Annotated in this window: 19 protein-coding genes; 9 read left to right on the forward strand and 10 right to left on the reverse strand. The window is 40.4% G+C overall.

All coding sequences use genetic code 11. The annotated features are described in order from the left end of the window. Positions 1 to 3: 3 nt before the first annotated feature. Positions 4 to 1,044: a class I SAM-dependent methyltransferase gene (locus HT99x_RS12695; protein WP_235528460.1), complete on the reverse strand. Its 1,041-nt coding sequence runs from the start codon at positions 1,042 to 1,044 to the stop codon at positions 4 to 6. A gap of 198 nt (positions 1,045 to 1,242) precedes the next feature. Between HT99x_RS12695 and HT99x_RS12700 the strand changes: the two genes are divergently transcribed. The 6 genes from HT99x_RS12700 (at position 1,243) to HT99x_RS12725 (ending at position 5,599) form a co-directional block, all read left to right on the forward strand. Further along, entirely contained in the window at positions 1,243 to 3,087 is a 1,845-nt protein-coding gene (locus HT99x_RS12700; protein WP_075067194.1) for a carbamoyltransferase N-terminal domain-containing protein, read from the forward strand. Between the two features lie 5 nt (positions 3,088 to 3,092). After that, positions 3,093 to 3,497, forward strand: coding sequence for an SxtJ family membrane protein (locus HT99x_RS12705; protein ID WP_075067193.1), 405 nt, complete (start codon positions 3,093 to 3,095; stop codon positions 3,495 to 3,497). Continuing rightward, positions 3,497 to 3,649, forward strand: a complete 153-nt coding sequence (locus HT99x_RS12710; protein WP_164468482.1) for a DUF5989 family protein — start codon at positions 3,497 to 3,499, stop codon at positions 3,647 to 3,649. Before HT99x_RS12705 ends, HT99x_RS12710 begins: the two co-directional genes overlap by 1 nt. A 4-nt stretch (positions 3,650 to 3,653) precedes the next feature. Next, positions 3,654 to 4,634: an SGNH/GDSL hydrolase family protein gene (locus tag HT99x_RS12715; RefSeq protein ID WP_075067192.1), complete on the forward strand. Its 981-nt coding sequence runs from the start codon at positions 3,654 to 3,656 to the stop codon at positions 4,632 to 4,634. Beyond that, positions 4,615 to 5,082 (forward strand): GNAT family N-acetyltransferase, encoded by a 468-nt coding sequence (locus HT99x_RS12720; RefSeq protein ID WP_075067191.1) that lies wholly within the window; start codon positions 4,615 to 4,617, stop codon positions 5,080 to 5,082. Before HT99x_RS12715 ends, HT99x_RS12720 begins: the two co-directional genes overlap by 20 nt. A 130-nt stretch (positions 5,083 to 5,212) precedes the next feature. After that, positions 5,213 to 5,599: a hypothetical protein gene (locus HT99x_RS12725; protein ID WP_075067190.1), complete on the forward strand. Its 387-nt coding sequence runs from the start codon at positions 5,213 to 5,215 to the stop codon at positions 5,597 to 5,599. A 272-nt stretch (positions 5,600 to 5,871) separates the two neighbouring features. Here HT99x_RS12725 and HT99x_RS12730 read toward each other — a convergent pair whose 3' ends face one another. The 7 genes from HT99x_RS12730 to HT99x_RS12760 form a co-directional block, all read right to left on the reverse strand. After that, a complete protein-coding gene (locus HT99x_RS12730; RefSeq protein WP_075067189.1) occupies positions 5,872 to 7,173 on the reverse strand; it encodes a HipA domain-containing protein in 1,302 nt (433 codons plus the stop codon). 2 nt (positions 7,174 to 7,175) lie between these two features. Further along, complete coding sequence (locus HT99x_RS12735; protein WP_075067188.1) at positions 7,176 to 7,421, reverse strand: helix-turn-helix domain-containing protein; 246 nt, start codon at positions 7,419 to 7,421, stop codon at positions 7,176 to 7,178. A 290-nt stretch (positions 7,422 to 7,711) separates the two neighbouring features. Further along, positions 7,712 to 8,614 carry a 2-dehydropantoate 2-reductase gene (locus tag HT99x_RS12740; protein WP_075067187.1) on the reverse strand — a complete coding sequence of 301 codons (903 nt, stop codon included), beginning with the start codon at positions 8,612 to 8,614 and terminating at the stop codon, positions 7,712 to 7,714. Then, positions 8,611 to 9,744 (reverse strand): hypothetical protein, encoded by a 1,134-nt coding sequence (locus HT99x_RS12745; RefSeq protein WP_075067186.1) that lies wholly within the window; start codon positions 9,742 to 9,744, stop codon positions 8,611 to 8,613. The genes HT99x_RS12740 and HT99x_RS12745 overlap by 4 nt, the downstream gene beginning before the upstream one ends. Then, a complete protein-coding gene (locus HT99x_RS12750; RefSeq protein WP_083482953.1) occupies positions 9,725 to 10,285 on the reverse strand; it encodes a methyltransferase domain-containing protein in 561 nt (186 codons plus the stop codon). The genes HT99x_RS12745 and HT99x_RS12750 overlap by 20 nt, the downstream gene beginning before the upstream one ends. Before the next feature lie 15 nt (positions 10,286 to 10,300). Further along, positions 10,301 to 11,068, reverse strand: coding sequence for an FkbM family methyltransferase (locus HT99x_RS12755; RefSeq protein WP_075067185.1), 768 nt, complete (start codon positions 11,066 to 11,068; stop codon positions 10,301 to 10,303). Positions 11,069 to 11,070: 2 nt separating this feature from the next. Continuing rightward, positions 11,071 to 11,838 carry a glycosyltransferase gene (locus HT99x_RS12760; protein WP_075067184.1) on the reverse strand — a complete coding sequence of 256 codons (768 nt, stop codon included), beginning with the start codon at positions 11,836 to 11,838 and terminating at the stop codon, positions 11,071 to 11,073. On the opposite strand from HT99x_RS12760, the gene HT99x_RS12765 reads away from it, so the two are divergent. Further along, positions 11,837 to 12,253, forward strand: a complete 417-nt coding sequence (locus HT99x_RS12765) for a GtrA family protein (RefSeq protein WP_075067183.1) — start codon at positions 11,837 to 11,839, stop codon at positions 12,251 to 12,253. The genes HT99x_RS12760 and HT99x_RS12765 overlap by 2 nt on opposite strands. Before the next feature lie 19 nt (positions 12,254 to 12,272). On the opposite strand, the gene HT99x_RS12770 is transcribed toward HT99x_RS12765, so the two are convergent. Further along, complete coding sequence (locus tag HT99x_RS12770; RefSeq protein ID WP_075067182.1) at positions 12,273 to 13,640, reverse strand: nucleotide sugar dehydrogenase; 1,368 nt, start codon at positions 13,638 to 13,640, stop codon at positions 12,273 to 12,275. A 220-nt stretch (positions 13,641 to 13,860) separates the two neighbouring features. Between HT99x_RS12770 and HT99x_RS12775 the strand changes: the two genes are divergently transcribed. Continuing rightward, positions 13,861 to 14,823 (forward strand): GDP-mannose 4,6-dehydratase, encoded by a 963-nt coding sequence (locus HT99x_RS12775; RefSeq protein ID WP_075067181.1) that lies wholly within the window; start codon positions 13,861 to 13,863, stop codon positions 14,821 to 14,823. 2 nt (positions 14,824 to 14,825) lie between these two features. Further along, positions 14,826 to 15,575, forward strand: coding sequence for a glycosyltransferase (locus HT99x_RS12780; RefSeq protein ID WP_075067180.1), 750 nt, complete (start codon positions 14,826 to 14,828; stop codon positions 15,573 to 15,575). A 427-nt stretch (positions 15,576 to 16,002) separates the two neighbouring features. Here HT99x_RS12780 and HT99x_RS12785 read toward each other — a convergent pair whose 3' ends face one another. Beyond that, complete coding sequence (locus HT99x_RS12785) at positions 16,003 to 17,208, reverse strand: hypothetical protein (protein WP_139016634.1); 1,206 nt, start codon at positions 17,206 to 17,208, stop codon at positions 16,003 to 16,005. Between the last annotated feature and the right edge of the window lie 7 nt (positions 17,209 to 17,215).

Raw genomic sequence — 17,215 nt, forward strand, 5'->3', positions numbered from 1 at the left:
TGTTTATGGCTTAGTGCTAACAAATAACGGATAAGCACCAATGCGTCCCATTAATTGAGGGAAGCGATTTTCAAGCCAGAAAAAGGCTTTTAATAACATGCGTCCCCCAAATTTGCGATGAATAAATAACTTTAAAAACGGCACATTAACGCTGCGCCAAGAATACAGCTTACAATCATATTGCCTCTGAATATGTCGACGATACCATTCGTAAGAATGTGCATAGAAATATAATGTTTGCCCTGTTTGCTTTGTGCGTTGCAGTCGCTTCAATAAAGACCATAGCTTCACAGGAAACATCAAGACATTCATTAGCAAAGCACGTCGTCCCCAGCTATAAATCACAACCGAACTGCCTTTGGGCTTTAATACGCGTTGGATCTCGGTATAGCCTTGCAGCTGTTGTTCCTTAGGAACATGGTACAAGGTATGCAAAGAAATAGCGGCGTCAATTTTCCCGGTTTGCAGTGGTAGACGCGTTACATCGCTTAATAAGTAAATGCCTTTTGCACCTAATTTTTGTTTGGCGGCTTGTAATGCTCGCAAAGAGATATCGGCACAAAGTCGATAATGATAATTTTCGCTATAAGCCAAATAAGCATCATACTGAATGGGGCCTGAGGCAACATCTAATAAATAGCGCCCGGTTGCGGGTAAATGTTGTTTTAATCTGGCATGACATTGTTCAATGTAATCTCTTGAGACTTCTCGTAAATCTTCAGAATCGAGCGCATCTTGAAAAATACCACTTTCTTGCTGCCAGCCAAAACTATCATAAAACTGTTTGACTGATTGTTTGGTCATATCGTTATCATGCTCTGCAAGACGGAGTACATTTTGTTTTTGCAAAGCAAACTCAGGAAGTAAATAAATGATGTCATCGACAACCAAATAATAGACATCAAACTTGGTTGCTTTAAAAGCACCCTGCCAAATAGCAGCATCAAAAGAAGCATGGCATGAACGAAGTTCTTGTTTTTGGACTCGAGACTTCAAGGCTTGCAAATCGCCGTCATTCAGCCAACTTAAGTTGGAGCGAGTCAATGGACATCTTAGTATACTTTCCAACTCTTTATAGTTTGTCATTAAGGGCATGGTCTTTTCCAGCAGATGAATGGGCGTATTCTGCCGCAATCATCATACAGAGGAAAGACTAGCTCTAGTTATTCAATTTCGTTACACTTTTTCACCTTGCCGTCACGGAAGTCGACGGATGGACTGTGGGAACATTAAGGAGCGCTTTTGAGTACGACAATTTTAGGCATTTCTGCGTTTTATCACGATAGTGCTGCCGCCATTGTACAAGATGGGAAGATTATCAGCTGTGCACAGGAAGAGCGTTTTACCCGTAAAAAACACGATCCTGCGTTTCCCACACATGCCATAGAATACTGCATGAAAGAAGCAGGCGTTTCTCTCAAACAAGTAAATTATGTGGTTTTCTACGATAAGCCCTTGGTCAAATTTGAACGTCTTTTAGAAACTTATCTAGCTTTTGCCCCCCGGGGTTTTCGCTCTTTTTTACAAGCCATGCCCATTTGGATGAAGGAAAAGCTTTTTTTAAAAGATCTCTTAAAAAAATCGCTTGCCAAGCTTGGCAACATGCCAATAAAAGCGTTGCCTCCTCTTTTATTCACTGAGCATCACCAAGCCCATGCCGCTTCTGCCTTTTTTCCAAGCCCTTTTGAACGCGCAGCCGTCATGTGTTTAGACGGCGTAGGTGAATGGGCAACAAGTTCAGTTTGGTTAGGTAATCAAAACAAACTGGAATTAGCATGGGAACTCGACTTTCCACATTCTCTGGGCCTTTTATATTCCGCATTCACTTACTATACCGGATTCAAAGTAAACTCTGGTGAATACAAGCTAATGGGCCTTGCCCCTTATGGGGAACCTAAATACGTTGATCTCATTCTCGATCATTTGTTGGATTTGAAAGAAGATGGGACTTTCCGCCTCAATATGGATTACTTTAACTATCCAACCGGCCTCACGATGACCAATCGCCGATTTGACGAACTCTTTGGTGGACCTCCTCGTCAAGGCGAATCAACGATTACGCAACGTGAAATGGACATTGCAAGCTCTATTCAAGCGGTTACCGAAAATATTGTGCTTAAGCTTGCGAATACTGTCAAAAAAGAATTAAGCACCGACTATTTATGCCTTGCAGGCGGCGTTGCGCTCAATTGCGTTGCCAATGGCAAAATTCATCGTCAAAAATTGTTTAAAGATATTTTTGTACAACCTGCAGCCGGTGATGCAGGAGGTGCCTTAGGTGCTGCGCTGAGTGTATGGTATGAGTATTTACAAAAAGACAGAGAGCCCGATGCGCAAGATAGCATGGGTGGCAGTTACTTAGGGCCCAAGTTCAGCAATGCAGAAATGATTGATTACTTGGAGAGCATTGGCGCTAAATATCATTTCATGACCGATGATGCTTTACTACCTCATGTCGCCGATTTGCTGGCAAATGAAAACGTGATTGGCTGGTTCCAAGGGCGCATGGAATTTGGCCCAAGAGCCTTAGGGGGGCGCTCCATTATTGGCGATGCCAGAAGTCCTAAAATGCAATCCATCATGAATTTGAAAATTAAATATCGCGAATCTTTTAGACCTTTCGCTCCGGTTATTAAACATGACCAGGTTTCACAGTGGTTTGAATTTGATGGCAAAAGCCCTTACATGTTAATGGTTGCACCGATTCGAGAAAATCATCGTGTTGCAATGACCGAGGCGGAACAGCAACTTTTTGGCATAGAAAAATTAAATGTTCCTCGTTCTACTTTGCCAGCGATTACCCATGTTGATTATTCGGCAAGGTTACAAACGGTACACCCTGAAACCAACCCACGTTTTTATGAATTGTTAAATCAATTTGAAAAAATCACCGGGTGCCCCGTTTTAATTAATACTTCTTTTAACGTTCGGGGCGAACCGATTGTTCATTGTATGGCAGATGCTTATCGCTGCTTTATGCGTACGGAAATGGATTATCTGATTTTAGAAAATCTGGTTCTATGCAAGAAGGAGCAACCTGCTTGGCAAGAAACCAGTCGTTGGCAAGAAGAATTTGCGTTAGATTAAGGATTATGATGAACATTCAAAGCTTAACCATACCAGAATTACGAAAATTCGGCTTAACCCTAGCATCCGTTTTTATTGGCGCATTTGGCCTTTTGTTTCCTTTACTCTTTAATAAGCCAATACCTTCTTGGCCATGGATCATAGGGATCGCAGTTTTAATTCCGACCATGACAAAACCGGCTTGGTTAAAAGCTATTTATCATCCGTGGATGAAAATCGGCCACGTACTCGGCTGGATTAATACTCGAATTATATTAGGGCTTATTTTTTTCTTTCTGATTACACCAATAGGATTATTTCGTCGTGTATTAGGTAAAGATTCCTTGGGTCTGCAATTTGATAAAGAATTAAAAACTTATCGTAAACAAGTTGCATCGCAAAGCATTCAACACATGGAGAAACCTTTCTAATGATAGATTTAATGATGGATCTCTGGCGCTTCATGCGAGTACGAAAAAAGTTTTGGTTGTTACCTATTATTTCCTTTTTGGCCTTGCTAGGCGCTTTAGTCGTTCTAACCCAAGGTTCAGCGATTGCACCTTTCATCTATACACTCTTTTAACTCTATGAAAAAAAGTGTTTTTGAAAAACACCCCCGACTGACATTAGCGGGGGTGCTTCTTTTATTCGGATTAGCTGGTATTGCGGGTTTAGAGCTTGCTGCAGGCTCTTTGTTTGGCTTGGGGCATCCTGTGATTTATGAATCACATCCTGTTTATGGCTATCGTCCTGAACCTAATCAATTTGTCGCGCGCAATAAGAACGATGTCGTCAAAATTAATAATCTAGGATTACGGGCAAATCAAGATTGGGATCTCAATCAGCCCCAGCATAAAATTCTGTTTTTAGGCGATTCTGTCACCTATGGCGGAAGCTATATTCATAATGATCAACTATTCTCATCTTTGGCAATCAAATCGTTCGCAGGCTATGAAAGTGGCAATGCTGGTGTCAATGGCTGGGGTGTTGACAATGTGTATGCGCTGGTAAAAGAAATGCATTTTCTGCCAGCCGATGTGTATGTTAGCGTCTTTCCCGAAGGGGATTTTTATCGTGGTTTAACCCGCATTGGCGGACAACCCTTTTGGACTAAAAAACCCCGTTTTGCTTTGGAAGAGTTATTTCATTATTTCATTTATAAAATTCAACAACGCCAAGTACCTCCTATTCATTTTTATGAAATGACAACGGCGCAGCGCACCCATATTGCAAACCTTGCGGTCAGGAACTTAAAAGCACTGGATGAGTATTTAAAAAGTGAAGGTAAAACCCATCTTATTTATATTTCACCGAGTCGTTCACAAATACTCAAGACGCAAACAGAAGATCTTGCACTAAAACAATTATTCCAAGATCACAAGCTACACGTTGTGTATTTAAAAGACCGCTTACAATCTATTCCTGCTTCACAAGCAGCCGCGTACTTTCATGATGAAATACATTTATCAATTGCAGGGCATCAACAATGGGCAGCATTGATTGAACCTGATTTAAAACAGGCGTTATTGGCGCAAGAGCAATTAAGCTATGAAAATAAAAATTCGTAAAGTTACCTTATGTGATGTTAAAGCGTTATTACCTTTAATAAGCCAATTGGGTTACCCTATTTCTGAAGAACAGTTAATTGCCCGATTAGCGCTCTATCAAGGCTATAATGATGCAGCCTGGGTTGCACTGGTCGACGAAAAACCGATCGGTGTGATTGCTGTTCATGTTTATGATTTATTTCATTGCACTGAACGTTACAGCAGAATTGTCACTGTCGTGGTTGATGCGCCCTATCGACGTTTAGGAGTCGGCAAACAATTGTTAGCTTATGCGGAACGTCACGCAAAGGAAAAAGGTTGCACTGCCCTTGAGCTCACCAGTAGTTTAAAACGCCTTAAATATGGCGCTCATGATTTTTATGATTCTTATGGTTATAACAATCATGGTGAATATGAATCACGCTATTTTCGTAAGTTCTTAAAACAAAAAGAAGGTCCCGTTATTTGATAAGTTAGTCGACTTATTTGTACCAATAATCTGACCAACTTAATCGCTGGTCTCAATTGAATGGTTTCGCTAACAATCACCATGTTATTCATGACGCCTCAAATTTAATTAACAACCAAAGAGGTTTATCATGATTACTATGTTAAGAAATACGTTTGAATCGATCGCTACTCATACCAATGAATATGCAGTTGCGATAAAAAATGCATTACGAGCAAGCTGGGATTTTACTCGCGCACACGCAGATAGTATCTGGCAAGCCATCAGCAACGCCGCTGTTTCTGTGTGGAATTGGGCTCGAAGCCAAAATCAAAGCATAGGCCGTGATGTTGAAGCGGACGGTATCGCACCAGTTCAAACGCAAGCAGAATCAACGTTGTTTACCCAAATGACAAGACCACTGACTTGGTTACACAATGCGGCAAGCACATACCTACCACGACGTTCATCGACTGAAACGATTGAGCCAACCCTTGCTGAAATGCCAAGCGCGACGAGTCGAGCGACATTAAACTAAAGATTATAGGACATCTCATATTGTTGGATGTCCTTTCTCTTTCTTCCATTAAAAGGGAATTTCCTCGCTGCCGCGAGTTTTTTAGCAGCGGTAGCTGCGACATTCGCTAGCCCCCTATGCAAACATGAAACGGCGTTAGCCGTGAATGTGGGAATGGGGGATAATAAACTCATTATTTATTTAATCGCGGTAGCGATGCAACAAATGATTATCAAGAAAAAATGTTTTTTAATTTCTGCCACAAAACACCATGTTCTTTTCACTGCTCTCTTCTATCTTTTAATTAATTTTTTCTTCATTTTTATCATCCCCTCAAATATTGAAGTAGAGATCTGTTTAGGAAAAGAAGAAGGAAGCATTGTCGATACTTTATCAATCACACTATCCACTCTTTCCAACATTTCATCTAATATTGCTTGAGCTCGCGAAGGAGAATAATTTGCATTTTTAGCAGCTTCAATAAAATGTCTATGTTGAATGTTATGCCAATAATAATGATTATTTTTACCTTTTAGCGCCATTGCCATTTTTATTTTCTGCGGCTGTAATTGCTTACTTTCTATCAATGGATATGCAGACATAACATCATATAATGGGGTTAGTTGATATTTTCCTTCAGGCTCAATAAAGATACTAAAATTTTTAGCATGACCATCAATTGCTGCTAATAACCAAAACAATACTTGCGAACGAAAGAAAGCATCTCTGTCTTTTAAAGGATCAATGGCGCCTAGTAATAAATTCATCACTTCAGAAATACCAGGACCTCCATCAGCTTGATATTTTAGATTTGGAGAAAATCCTAATGCTTGACACATATCTTCTTGAGGTAAACGCATTATCCAGGTTTTATCACTGGATAATTTTCGATCAAACCGTTCTACTGCCAACACTTTCACTTCTTCAAAATATAATATATCGCACTTTGCTACCGGTAAACCAAATGCTGCTGCAATTTGTGCACATAGCCATTCATTCTCACAGCTATCTGTTAAATCCATACCATGTACACGACCAATAGGCAATTTAAGAATATGTGTTGTTGGTGTTTGTTCTAATGGTAAACTCCATTTTTTTTTATAATACAGCAATGCTGCTTTTTCTTGAGCCCCAGCAATGGAAATTCTAAAATCAGTATCTTCCATCATGCCAAGCGGGTAGTTTTGGTAATGACGTAATATCTCAGCAATATTTTTTTCATTGAGCTTTTTTAACTGAATGCTTTTAACGATTGTGATATTAGTCACATCATTGAGTTGAATAGCCCCTACACAGTCTCGTCCAATTTTTTCAAGCAAATCGAAAGGCTGATCGGTTTTTGCACTAAATTTTGCTTGAATTCTTGCTCTTATCTGTGGATTATCTGGTAAGAGATTATCAAAAAAATGATAAACAACATCTCCCATATATCGTTTTGCACTTAAAGGAAGAGATAACGACAGGGGACGCGCCCCAGCCATTGCTAACCAACTCGGTTCATAAAAAAATTGCAAGATTCCTTTGGATTGCTTTTCTAATCTGCCAACCAAAAATTCATTCATGAATATATATAATGTGCGTACATCTCTAGGCATTTTTACCACTCATGCTGCCAATCTGATTTCGATTCTGCATTTTTAGGTATAACATTCATATCTAAGTTAACAGCCGATAGGATTAAAAAGAGCGTCGAGATTTTGGTATTTTCAGGCTTATTTTCAAAAGCTGATATGGTTTTTTGTTTAAGTCCGACCCTACTAGCAACCTCTGCTTGAGTTATACCTAACTTTTTCCTTTGATCAATCACCATCACAGCAAATTCTTGAGGAGAGCGGATAAACACGGTTCACTCCTTATTTATACCCTGCAGGGTATATTTCAAATTTATCCCCTTAAGGGTATATTTTCAATATTATACCCTCTAAGGGATAAATGCAAGGAAGTGATAGAAAAACCTTCGTTGGACCATTTAAAAACCTAAGATAAAATCCCCCGCTTGGTGCTTCCGTCTTCGCTTCTTGCTTCGCCAAGAGGCTACGCAAGACAAGAAAACTTCGACGGAAGATCGCACCAAGCTGCCCCCTTTTACAAAGTGGGCGCTTGATCGCTGCACTCATCATCAGAGCAATTTTATTAATTCAAATTCGTTTGAATCAAATTCAACATTGGTGTCTCAATATGATATTGCCTTGCAAGTGCTAAAACATTATCAATAATGTATTCTTTTTCTATCGGCTTACCCTGAATAGAATCAAAATACATACTCGGATAGTATGGCCCTGACTTTTGAGTCGCCTCTAGCATTTTTGCCATATGTTCTTGTGAAATAGTGACACCATCTGCTTTGGCAATATCGGCCACTTCATTCATTAAAGCGCGCACAATACTCACATACGGCTGACGGGTTGCTAATACTTGAGTATCCTGTTGATAAATAATCGAAAGCGCCGAAAAAGGAACGTTCCAAATTAATTTGCGCCAACGAATTTCTTTATAACTCTGATAGGCTTTAACCGGAATAGCAGGTGAAGTTGCCGCAAAAGCCTGCTCAATGATTTCACACTGTTTTTCAGTTGCCGCTTGAAACGGGGCTAAACGTAATTCTGCAATATAAGCAATCTCGACTGTATTATTCTCTAAGCGTGTGGCTTTCATACTAGAAACGCCGCAGATAAGAGGATTATGAGGAACTAATTGCGATATCCATTCTTCATTCCCTATCCCATTTTGTATCACCAATACCAGTGTGTTTTCTTTTATGCAATGGCCTAATAATGCACCCAGTTCATGATTGGCAGTTGTTTTGGTGCTAATAATGACTAAATCAGAGGGGGGCAAGGTTTTGGCATCTTGGTGTAATAAAGGCGCTTCAATCTGCATACTATTTTGCGGCGGTGGAAACACTAACGTAAAACCACCTTCTCTTTTAACTTGGGCATATTCTGAACGCATTAAATAATGCACTTCATGCTGCTGAGCTAATAGCCCACCATAAGTTTTACCTAAAGCACCAGCGCCAACAATGGAAATGATCATGCGTTTAACCTTTGTATATTAGAGGATAGTAATGATGATGATTGCCTATGTTGTTTGAAAAGCATCCAAACAAAAACCACACTAAACAGCACCATGATACCCAACCGATAAGTGATGCCCCACGTGGTATAAATTAATAATGCATACCCCAGAAAAAGCATAATCTGTGCTTTGGACCATTGGTATTGTGCGCTTGCCATGCCTGCTAAAAGATACAAACCAATCACCCCTTGCAACGCAATGCGGGCAAAATTATTGCCAGTCATGTGATAGCCCAAGAACGGTTGGCCAATGGTAATCGCCATGTATAAGGTTAAATGCCAATAGCGCAACATTAATTGAATCATTGATTTGGCATAAAGCAACAGAAATGGCAACAGCGGCACAAAAAGCTCAAGCACTTTTGAATCAATTACCACAAACCATAAATGAGAAAAGGTAAAAAAGCCTGCCGGAGGTTGTAGCAAAGCCGTAAAGGTTGAGGTGGCATGATAATAACTTTGTAAAAAACTGTAGGCCGTAATTAAAACCGCGGTATAAAAGAAAACTCGCCGCTGCTTTGTCTGGCTATAACAATAGAGTAAGGAAGCAACGCCTAATATCAGCAGATTCTGCCTAGTTAAAATACTTAGCATGCTAAGAACAAATAAACTTGTTGTCTGTCGGGTTAATGAGCAGTAAAACATCAATATGATGAATAAATAAGTGAACATATCGCAAGTTTGGTAAACCAACACCAATGGAATACGGATGGCTTCGTTTGCTGCCAAGCACAGAAGTGTAAATCCAAATGCTACCCAAGATTTAAGGGAGCATTTTTGGAAAAACCAAAAGAGTAGTACTCCAAAAGCAACATAGCCGCCCCCTGAGAGTATGCGAAATGCCATCTCATCACTAAAACCCAAATAAGATAAACCATTGGCTAACAAAACAGGCAATACTCGCATGGCATGATGGCCTGCAATATTGGGATCGTAAGCAATAGACTGCATCATTGCGAGGTAGGAATTACAATCAAAAAAAGCGGGACAGCCTTTAGGCTGAGTGATAATGACTCGTAATCCAGCCAGCAATATCAAAAGAAAATAATACATTCCCACAGCAGATGTTTTATTTGATTGCGATGGCATGTAGATTCAGACCCATTTGAAAACGTTTTACTTGAAATTGATGAAAGCCTACCTTTTGTAAATAGTGCTCCAATAGCTTCTTCGAAAAATAAATTTTATGATCTCGGATTTCCGTTTCATTAATCCATTTTAATTTATAGGCTAAAAATTCTAATATCGGTTTGGCAGCGGTACTTGGCGTCGTTAAGATAAGTACCCCATTTTTGCGAAGCACACGATAGATCTCATGCAAATTAAACAATGGCTTTTCTAAATGTTCAATATTGGCTAATGAAGTAATCAGATCGACCGATTCATCAGATAGTGGAAGGGTATTATTTAAATCAGCAGCAATGATACGCTGATCGCTTTTGACATCAATCCCATATGCATCATATCCCTGTTCGCAAAGCAAATGCACTAATTGCCCCGAACCACAGCCTAAATCATAAACTTGTTTGATATGATTAAACTGTTTTAATGCTTTAAACATCCGATTATAACGATATTGGGTTAAAAATTTATCAAACGCTTGTGTTGGCGTGAAATAATCACTACGCATATGAAGATGATATCCTTATCGATAAGCAAGCATATTGTGTTTGCTTATCATTTTCATTTTAAAACCCAGTTGTTCAAGGCATTGTTGAATCGCTTGATGTTCTGTCGAAAAGGTTTCAAGCAAAATGGCTTTAATGGGTTGATTCTTTAAAAAGTCTGCAGCGCCTTGCAAGACATGATGTTCAAAACCTTCAACATCGATCTTCAGCAAAAAGTTTGTGCCTGATTCAAATTGCTTTTCTTGAATGAATTGATCTAATGTAATCGATGGCACCTCAATCGCCTGTGAACTATTTTGCACAATGGTATTTAAAGGATCGCCGTCGTCCAGATTGCTAAAATAGGTTGATTGATTATTATCACTCACCGCCTTTGCAATTACCTGCTCTTCAGATAAACCATTTAATAAAAAATTCATTTTACATAAATTAGCAGTATGCGGATGTGCTTCAAAAGCATAAAGTTTTTTAACTTTATCCATTAACATAATACTGTATGCACCAATATTGGCACCAATATCTAAAAAAACCGATTGATTATCGGCTAGTTGGCGAAGCGCTGCTATCTCTTGCTTGTCTGGGTGACTCGCATAGACAAAAGCAGATGAAATACAATTATTGGGATATAAAAATATTTTTTGCCCATTAAATAATCGCTTGCTAAAAATGGTTTTGACACACCGCTTATAACCTTGATACAAGAAGGCTAATCCTAATCGATAAGGTATGGCAAATGGCGAATTATTTTGGATGATATAGCGAAGAATAGGCAAAATTTGTTTCATATTTAATAGGCCATTTTTAGCAATTTATCTTTAATGAGGTATTTTAAGCGAGTGAATGCATCGATTGCTTGTAACGCCATAGTGGAAGCAACGCGATGTTGTTTTTTGATACGATGATATTCATCAAAAATTTCCATGATCCGATGAGCACCCACTCCGCCTGCACGCCAGCGTGAAATGAATACATCTTTAATAATTGTTTTAGGGAACTCTTCGTAAGCTCTTAATAATAATTCATAATCCATCGCGAATCGCACTTTGAGATCAAAGCTGCCAAACTGCTCAAAAAAGCACCGATGAGTGAATAAACCTTGATGCGGCAAGGACATTTTAAAAAGGAGTGACTTTTTATTAAAAGGTTTAATGTGTTTTGGCGCAACCCATAATGGCGTAACACCATCTTCTTCAACACGCTCTACTTTGCCACAAATAAGTTGGTAACTGTCATCCAGAGAGTGAAATAGTTGCGTAAGGCAGCCAGGCGCATAAAACACATCACCGGCTCCCTGGAAATTAATATAATCTCCCGTTGCTTGTCTTAACCCTTTGTTAAATGCATCTGAAATCCCTTTATCCGGCTCAGAAATCACACAATGAATCAGGTCGTGATTCTCTCTAATAACATCGAGCGTACCATCGGTTGAAGCGCCATCAATGACAATGACTTCAAGCAATGGATAGCATTGAGCGCGAATGCTTGCTAAAGTTTGTGCTAAATACGCTTTAGCATTCTTAACTGCAATTATGACAGAGACTGAAGGTTGAAACATGGTAACGTTTATCTTACAACTTATCCGCGATCCGAAGCTTTACCGCTATATCATTGCGGGAGGCGCTTGTGCTATTTTGGACATTAGCTTATTTTTGCTACTGCGCCAGCATTTTGCCTACCACTACTTAATTCTAGCAACGTTTAGCTTCATCGTTGCCACTCTAGCTAATTTTATCTTATGCAATCAATTCGTCTTTAAGCATCAGCAACGCCATTCTTCACAAACGCGCTTTATGCTGACTTATTTGGTTAGTGGTATTGGGCTTAGCATTCACCATTTTTGCCTTTTTCTGACTTTTGAATGGTTGGCGCTAAGCCTTGTTATCAGCAAACTCTTCGCGATGGGTACTGCCTTTGGCTGGAATTTTTTATCCCGTAAGTACCTGGTGTTTAAAACGGCAACGCCTGCCTAGGCAAGCGCTTAAGCATTACCTACTCAACAGCAGTGAGCATCGCTGTTTCAACCGCTTGCTTTACATTGGTGCGTCCCATTCCATAATAAGCAATACCCATTTCGCTAAGCAGGATTGGATCGTAAATGTTTCTTCCATCAAAAATCACTGGCGTTTGTAGTGACTCTTTAATGGCATAAAAATCAGGACAACGAAATACACGCCACTCTGTTAATACCACTAATGCATGGGCGCCTTCTAAGGCATCTTGCGCATCAGCGCAATAGATTAAGTCATCTCTATTGCCAAATATTTTCTTTGCTTCATGCATTGCCTGCGGATCGTATACTTTGACTCGCGCGCCTGCTTTCCACAATTCTCGCAGAATCGTTAAGCTGGGGGCATCACGCATATCATCGGTTTCAGGTTTAAACGACAAACCCCAAATAGCAAATACTTTGTTGGTCAGCTGCTCATTAAAATGAGCATTGATCTTATCAAATAAACGTCTTTTCTGATCGGCATTCACTCTTTCAACGGCTTGGATCACTTCTGCATGACTATTAAAATCTTCTGCCGTATGAATCAGGGCTTGAATATCTTTACCAAAACAAGAGCCGCCATAACCACAACCAGCATACGTAAAGTGATAACCAATGCGCGGATCCGCGCCAATGCCGATGCGTACTTTTTCAATATCAGCACCAACTTTCTCGGCTAAATTCGCCATTTCATTCATAAAACTGATTTTAGTTGCTAGCATAGCATTTGCAGCATATTTGGTGAGCTCTGCTGAACGGGTGTCCATCACCATTAAGCGATTATTATCGCGATTAAAGGGTTCATAAAGTTTTCTTAACACATTACCTGCTACCGCATTTTCAACCCCTAAAACAATGCGATCGGGTCTTCTAAAATCCGCTAATGCAGCCCCTTCTTTTAAGAATTCAGGGTTGGATACGACATCAAAAGGGATGTCCTTTTTGCGCTCAGCCAATGTTTTGAGAATGGTTTCACGTACTTTATCAGCGGTTCCGATAGGCACAGTCGATTTATTAATCACAATCGTATGGCGCTGCATATGTTCACCAATCGACTTTGCAACCGCTAACACAAATTTCAAATCGGCTTTACCTTGTGGATCAGGTGGCGTTCCTACTGCAATAAACTGACACTCACCATGCTTAACCGCAAACGCAGCATCCGTTGTAAACTGCAGTCGTTTTGACTTGAGGGTGCTTATCACCACTTCATGAAGGCCTGGTTCGTAGATAGGGATCTCGCCTTTTTGTAAGCGGCTGATCTTGTCTTTATCAACGTCCATGCACACGACTTCATTACCTACTTCGGCGAAGCAGGCGGCCATCACAAGGCCAACATATCCTGAACCATATACCGTAATTTTCATGTTATTTAAATAACCGTTTATGTGAAGTGAGAAGAACAACCGCAACAATAAAGGCTTCTCTTCAAGCTGTCAAAACTAGCCTTGTCTTCACTTTAGCAAAGACCGGTTGTTGCCTAGATGCAAATGGGTTTGAGTATAGGGATCCATCTCTTCGATAGATTTGTCGCTTGCGGCCATGCTAGACTTTCGGGCTTTCAGCATGCTTGGATTAATAAAAGTTATGAGACATACAAATCGTGTTTTGGTGACAGGTGGTGCAGGGTTTTTAGGTTCACATCTTTGCCAACGCCTACTTAAAATCGGTAAAGAAGTGGTCTGTTTAGATAATTTTTATACCGGCACCAAAGAGAACATCCGAGCATTATCGAACAATCCTCATTTTGAAGTGATACGACACGATATTTGTCAGCCCCTATCCGTTGAGGTCGATGCCATTTATCACTTAGCTTGCCCTGCAAGCCCCGTGTTCTACCAACGTGACCCCATTCAAACCACCAAAATCAGCGTCTTAGGTGCTTTGAATGTGCTTGATCTGGCACGACGATTAAAAGTACCTGTTTTGTTTACTTCAACGAGTGAAGTGTATGGCGATCCGCTCGTTCATCCGCAACGAGAAGATTACTGGGGTCATGTTAACTGCAACGGTCCGCGTGCTTGCTATGATGAAGGCAAACGTTGCGCTGAAACCTTATTTATGGACTATCATCGCCAACACCAAGTTGATATTCGCATTGCGCGGATCTTTAACACTTATGGCCCACAAATGAATTTAAATGATGGGCGCGTTGTTAGTAATTTTATTGTTCAAGCACTGCAAAATACCCCGTTAACCATTTATGGTAATGGCGAGCAAAGCCGCTCATTTTGCTATGTCGATGATACTATTTCAGGATTAATGAAGTTGATGGCCAAACCTCACTGCCACCAACCGGTTAATATTGGTAATCCGATTGAAAAAACCATGAAAGAAATTGCACAAATTATTATTGCCGCAACCGGTAGCCATTCAACCATTAGTTACCATCCCTTACCAACCGACGATCCGAAGCAGCGTTGTCCCGATATCAGTCGAGCGAAAGCAGAATTAAATTGGGAACCGGTTGTTGATCTTAAAGAAGGTTTACAAAAGACGATAGCCTATTTCCAAAAAAAAATTCATCAACTGAATGTGGTTAGTGTTTAATTATGTCATACACTCTATCCGTCATTATTCCTTGCTATAACGAAAAGAAAACGATTGGCCAGTTATTAGAATCGGTTCGTAATGCGCCGATTGAGGGCAAGTTGGAAATCATTGTGGTCAACGATGGTTCGCAAGATGGGGTCGATGAACTCCTAAATACCACACTCAAACCGATGATTGATGTCTTGATTCATCATCCTAAAAACGCCGGCAAGGGCGCAGCATTGCATACCGGGATTAAACATGCCACCGGTGATTATGTGATTATTCAAGACTCCGATTTAGAATATAACCCTCAAGAGTATCCAAAGCTCTTAGCTCCTTTACTGGAAGGCAAGGCTGATGTGGTCTTTGGTAGTCGCTTTATCGGCGGCGAAACACATCGGGTCTTGTATTTCTGGCACTCCATGGGCAATCGCTTTTTAACCTTACTAAGCAATATGTTTACCAATCTCAATCTGACGGATATGGAAACCTGCTACAAAGTTTTCAAGCGCCAAATCATCCAAAGCATTCCACTGCAAGAACGTCGCTTTGGCTTTGAACCCGAAGTAACCGCTCACCTTGCTCGTATTCCTGATATTCATATTTATGAAGTTGGGATCTCTTATTACGGTCGTACCTATAAAGAAGGTAAGAAAATTGGCTGGAAGGATGGATTTAGAGCCATTTATTGTATCGTCAAATATGGGCTGTTTTATCGCATGTTCAAACAACCCAGTGCCGTTGGTGATATTCTAAAAGATTCTTAATCTGATTCTGGTAAGGACTGCACTTCGCTTTACTGCGAACTTGCCGCGGCTTGTCCACAGAAATATTTTGAATTTTCCTGCGCCACTACGGGGCTTGGGTGTGGGGGGGATGGACTCATACCCCGCGTAAGGTTGACGAGCAAAGCGAGTCAAACGCAGCGTGAGGGGATGCGACAGTAAATAGCCCCGGGTAAAACGAACGAGCCGTAAGGCAAGTGAGTGGAACCCGGGGTAAAAAAATCTTCTAAAATCAAAACTGCGGTAGCAGTGAAACAATGATTGTGTCACCGGCGCCCCGGTTGGAATGAATAAAATTCTATACCCCGACGTAGCTTTAGCGAAGACAGGCGCCAAGCCTCGAGCAAGACATTTAGGTCGGCAATCCGCCGTCGCTAAAGCTATGGGCGGACTTCGCAACGCCGTAAATTCAGCTGCGAAGACTTACGTATTGGGTTGATTTATCACATCCTAGATGCAAAAAATCGATTTCTGTTTGTTGCACATTTTGCGGTGGGATCATCGCAATGTCGCGATAATAATGCGTCACTTGCGTAAGATATTGATGATCGACATAAGCATTTAATGTTGGGTGAGTAGCGGCAAGGGAGCGTAATATTTTAGCATAGACTAAATCACCGCCATGGATGCCATCAATAAACTCACAATCAGTTGCTCCAATTAAATCAGGGTGATGAAAATCCATAAACGAAATACCTGCTGCCGTTAACGTTGAGCGCAATGTCGCAATAAAGGCATATTCTTTCTGATACTCATCCATTTTGTTGGCGATCCTTGGAGCGAGTGGGGCAATAAAGAAATAGACTTTAATCTTGTTACCTTCTAATAATTTGACTATCTCTTTAAATTGCTCAAAGTGTGTTGCATCAATACTATCGCCATATTCAAAGCGAGGACCATTTTGTGCCATGCTCGTGAAAGACAATTCAAATTTATCATCAATATTTTTTTCTCTGCCGGTTATCGTTTTGGTATAAACATAAGAACCATCTTCAGCAAAACCATTTTGGTAGAAAATACCATCAACCCCAATGCCATATTCTGCATGCTCTAGGAACGAATACAATGGATTCATTCGCTGAACATATTGCCCCAAGGTGATCTTTTGTTGCCACAGCCACTTATAAGGAAGTAGATAGCTTCGTAGTGTTAAGGTATGGCTCAATTTCGGCGGCGGTTTCACGGCAAGTGAAGGCTCTAATGCATTTTGATTGAACCACCAATAATCAAGGCCAATAATCACTGCTTCCGGAGTTGATTCTTTAAGAACGTCACGTAAAAAACTCAATCCCTCATTAATAGAATTCATAGCTCCTCCGGCATTGATCATGCTTTGTGAGAAAAAAGCTTTGCGAAATTGCATGACACGAGAAGAACCGAGTATTAATACTTTGGGCTTCGTTTCCTGATAAAGTGCTTTCTTGTAGTAATATCCTTGATTACGGGTTGCTAAACCAACAATGCACTGTTGATTATTGACACATTGTTTGTGTGCAATTTCCTCGACGGGCAACAATTCACCACTATTGTAGAGAAAAAGCCAATTTCCACAGATGGGCAATGCGAATAAGATAATAAAAATGACAAGTGTTTTTAGGTATTGGTTATACATCATTTCCATT

Source organism: Candidatus Berkiella aquae, assembly GCF_001431295.2.
GTDB classification, from domain to species: Bacteria; Pseudomonadota; Gammaproteobacteria; order Berkiellales; family Berkiellaceae; genus Berkiella; species Berkiella aquae.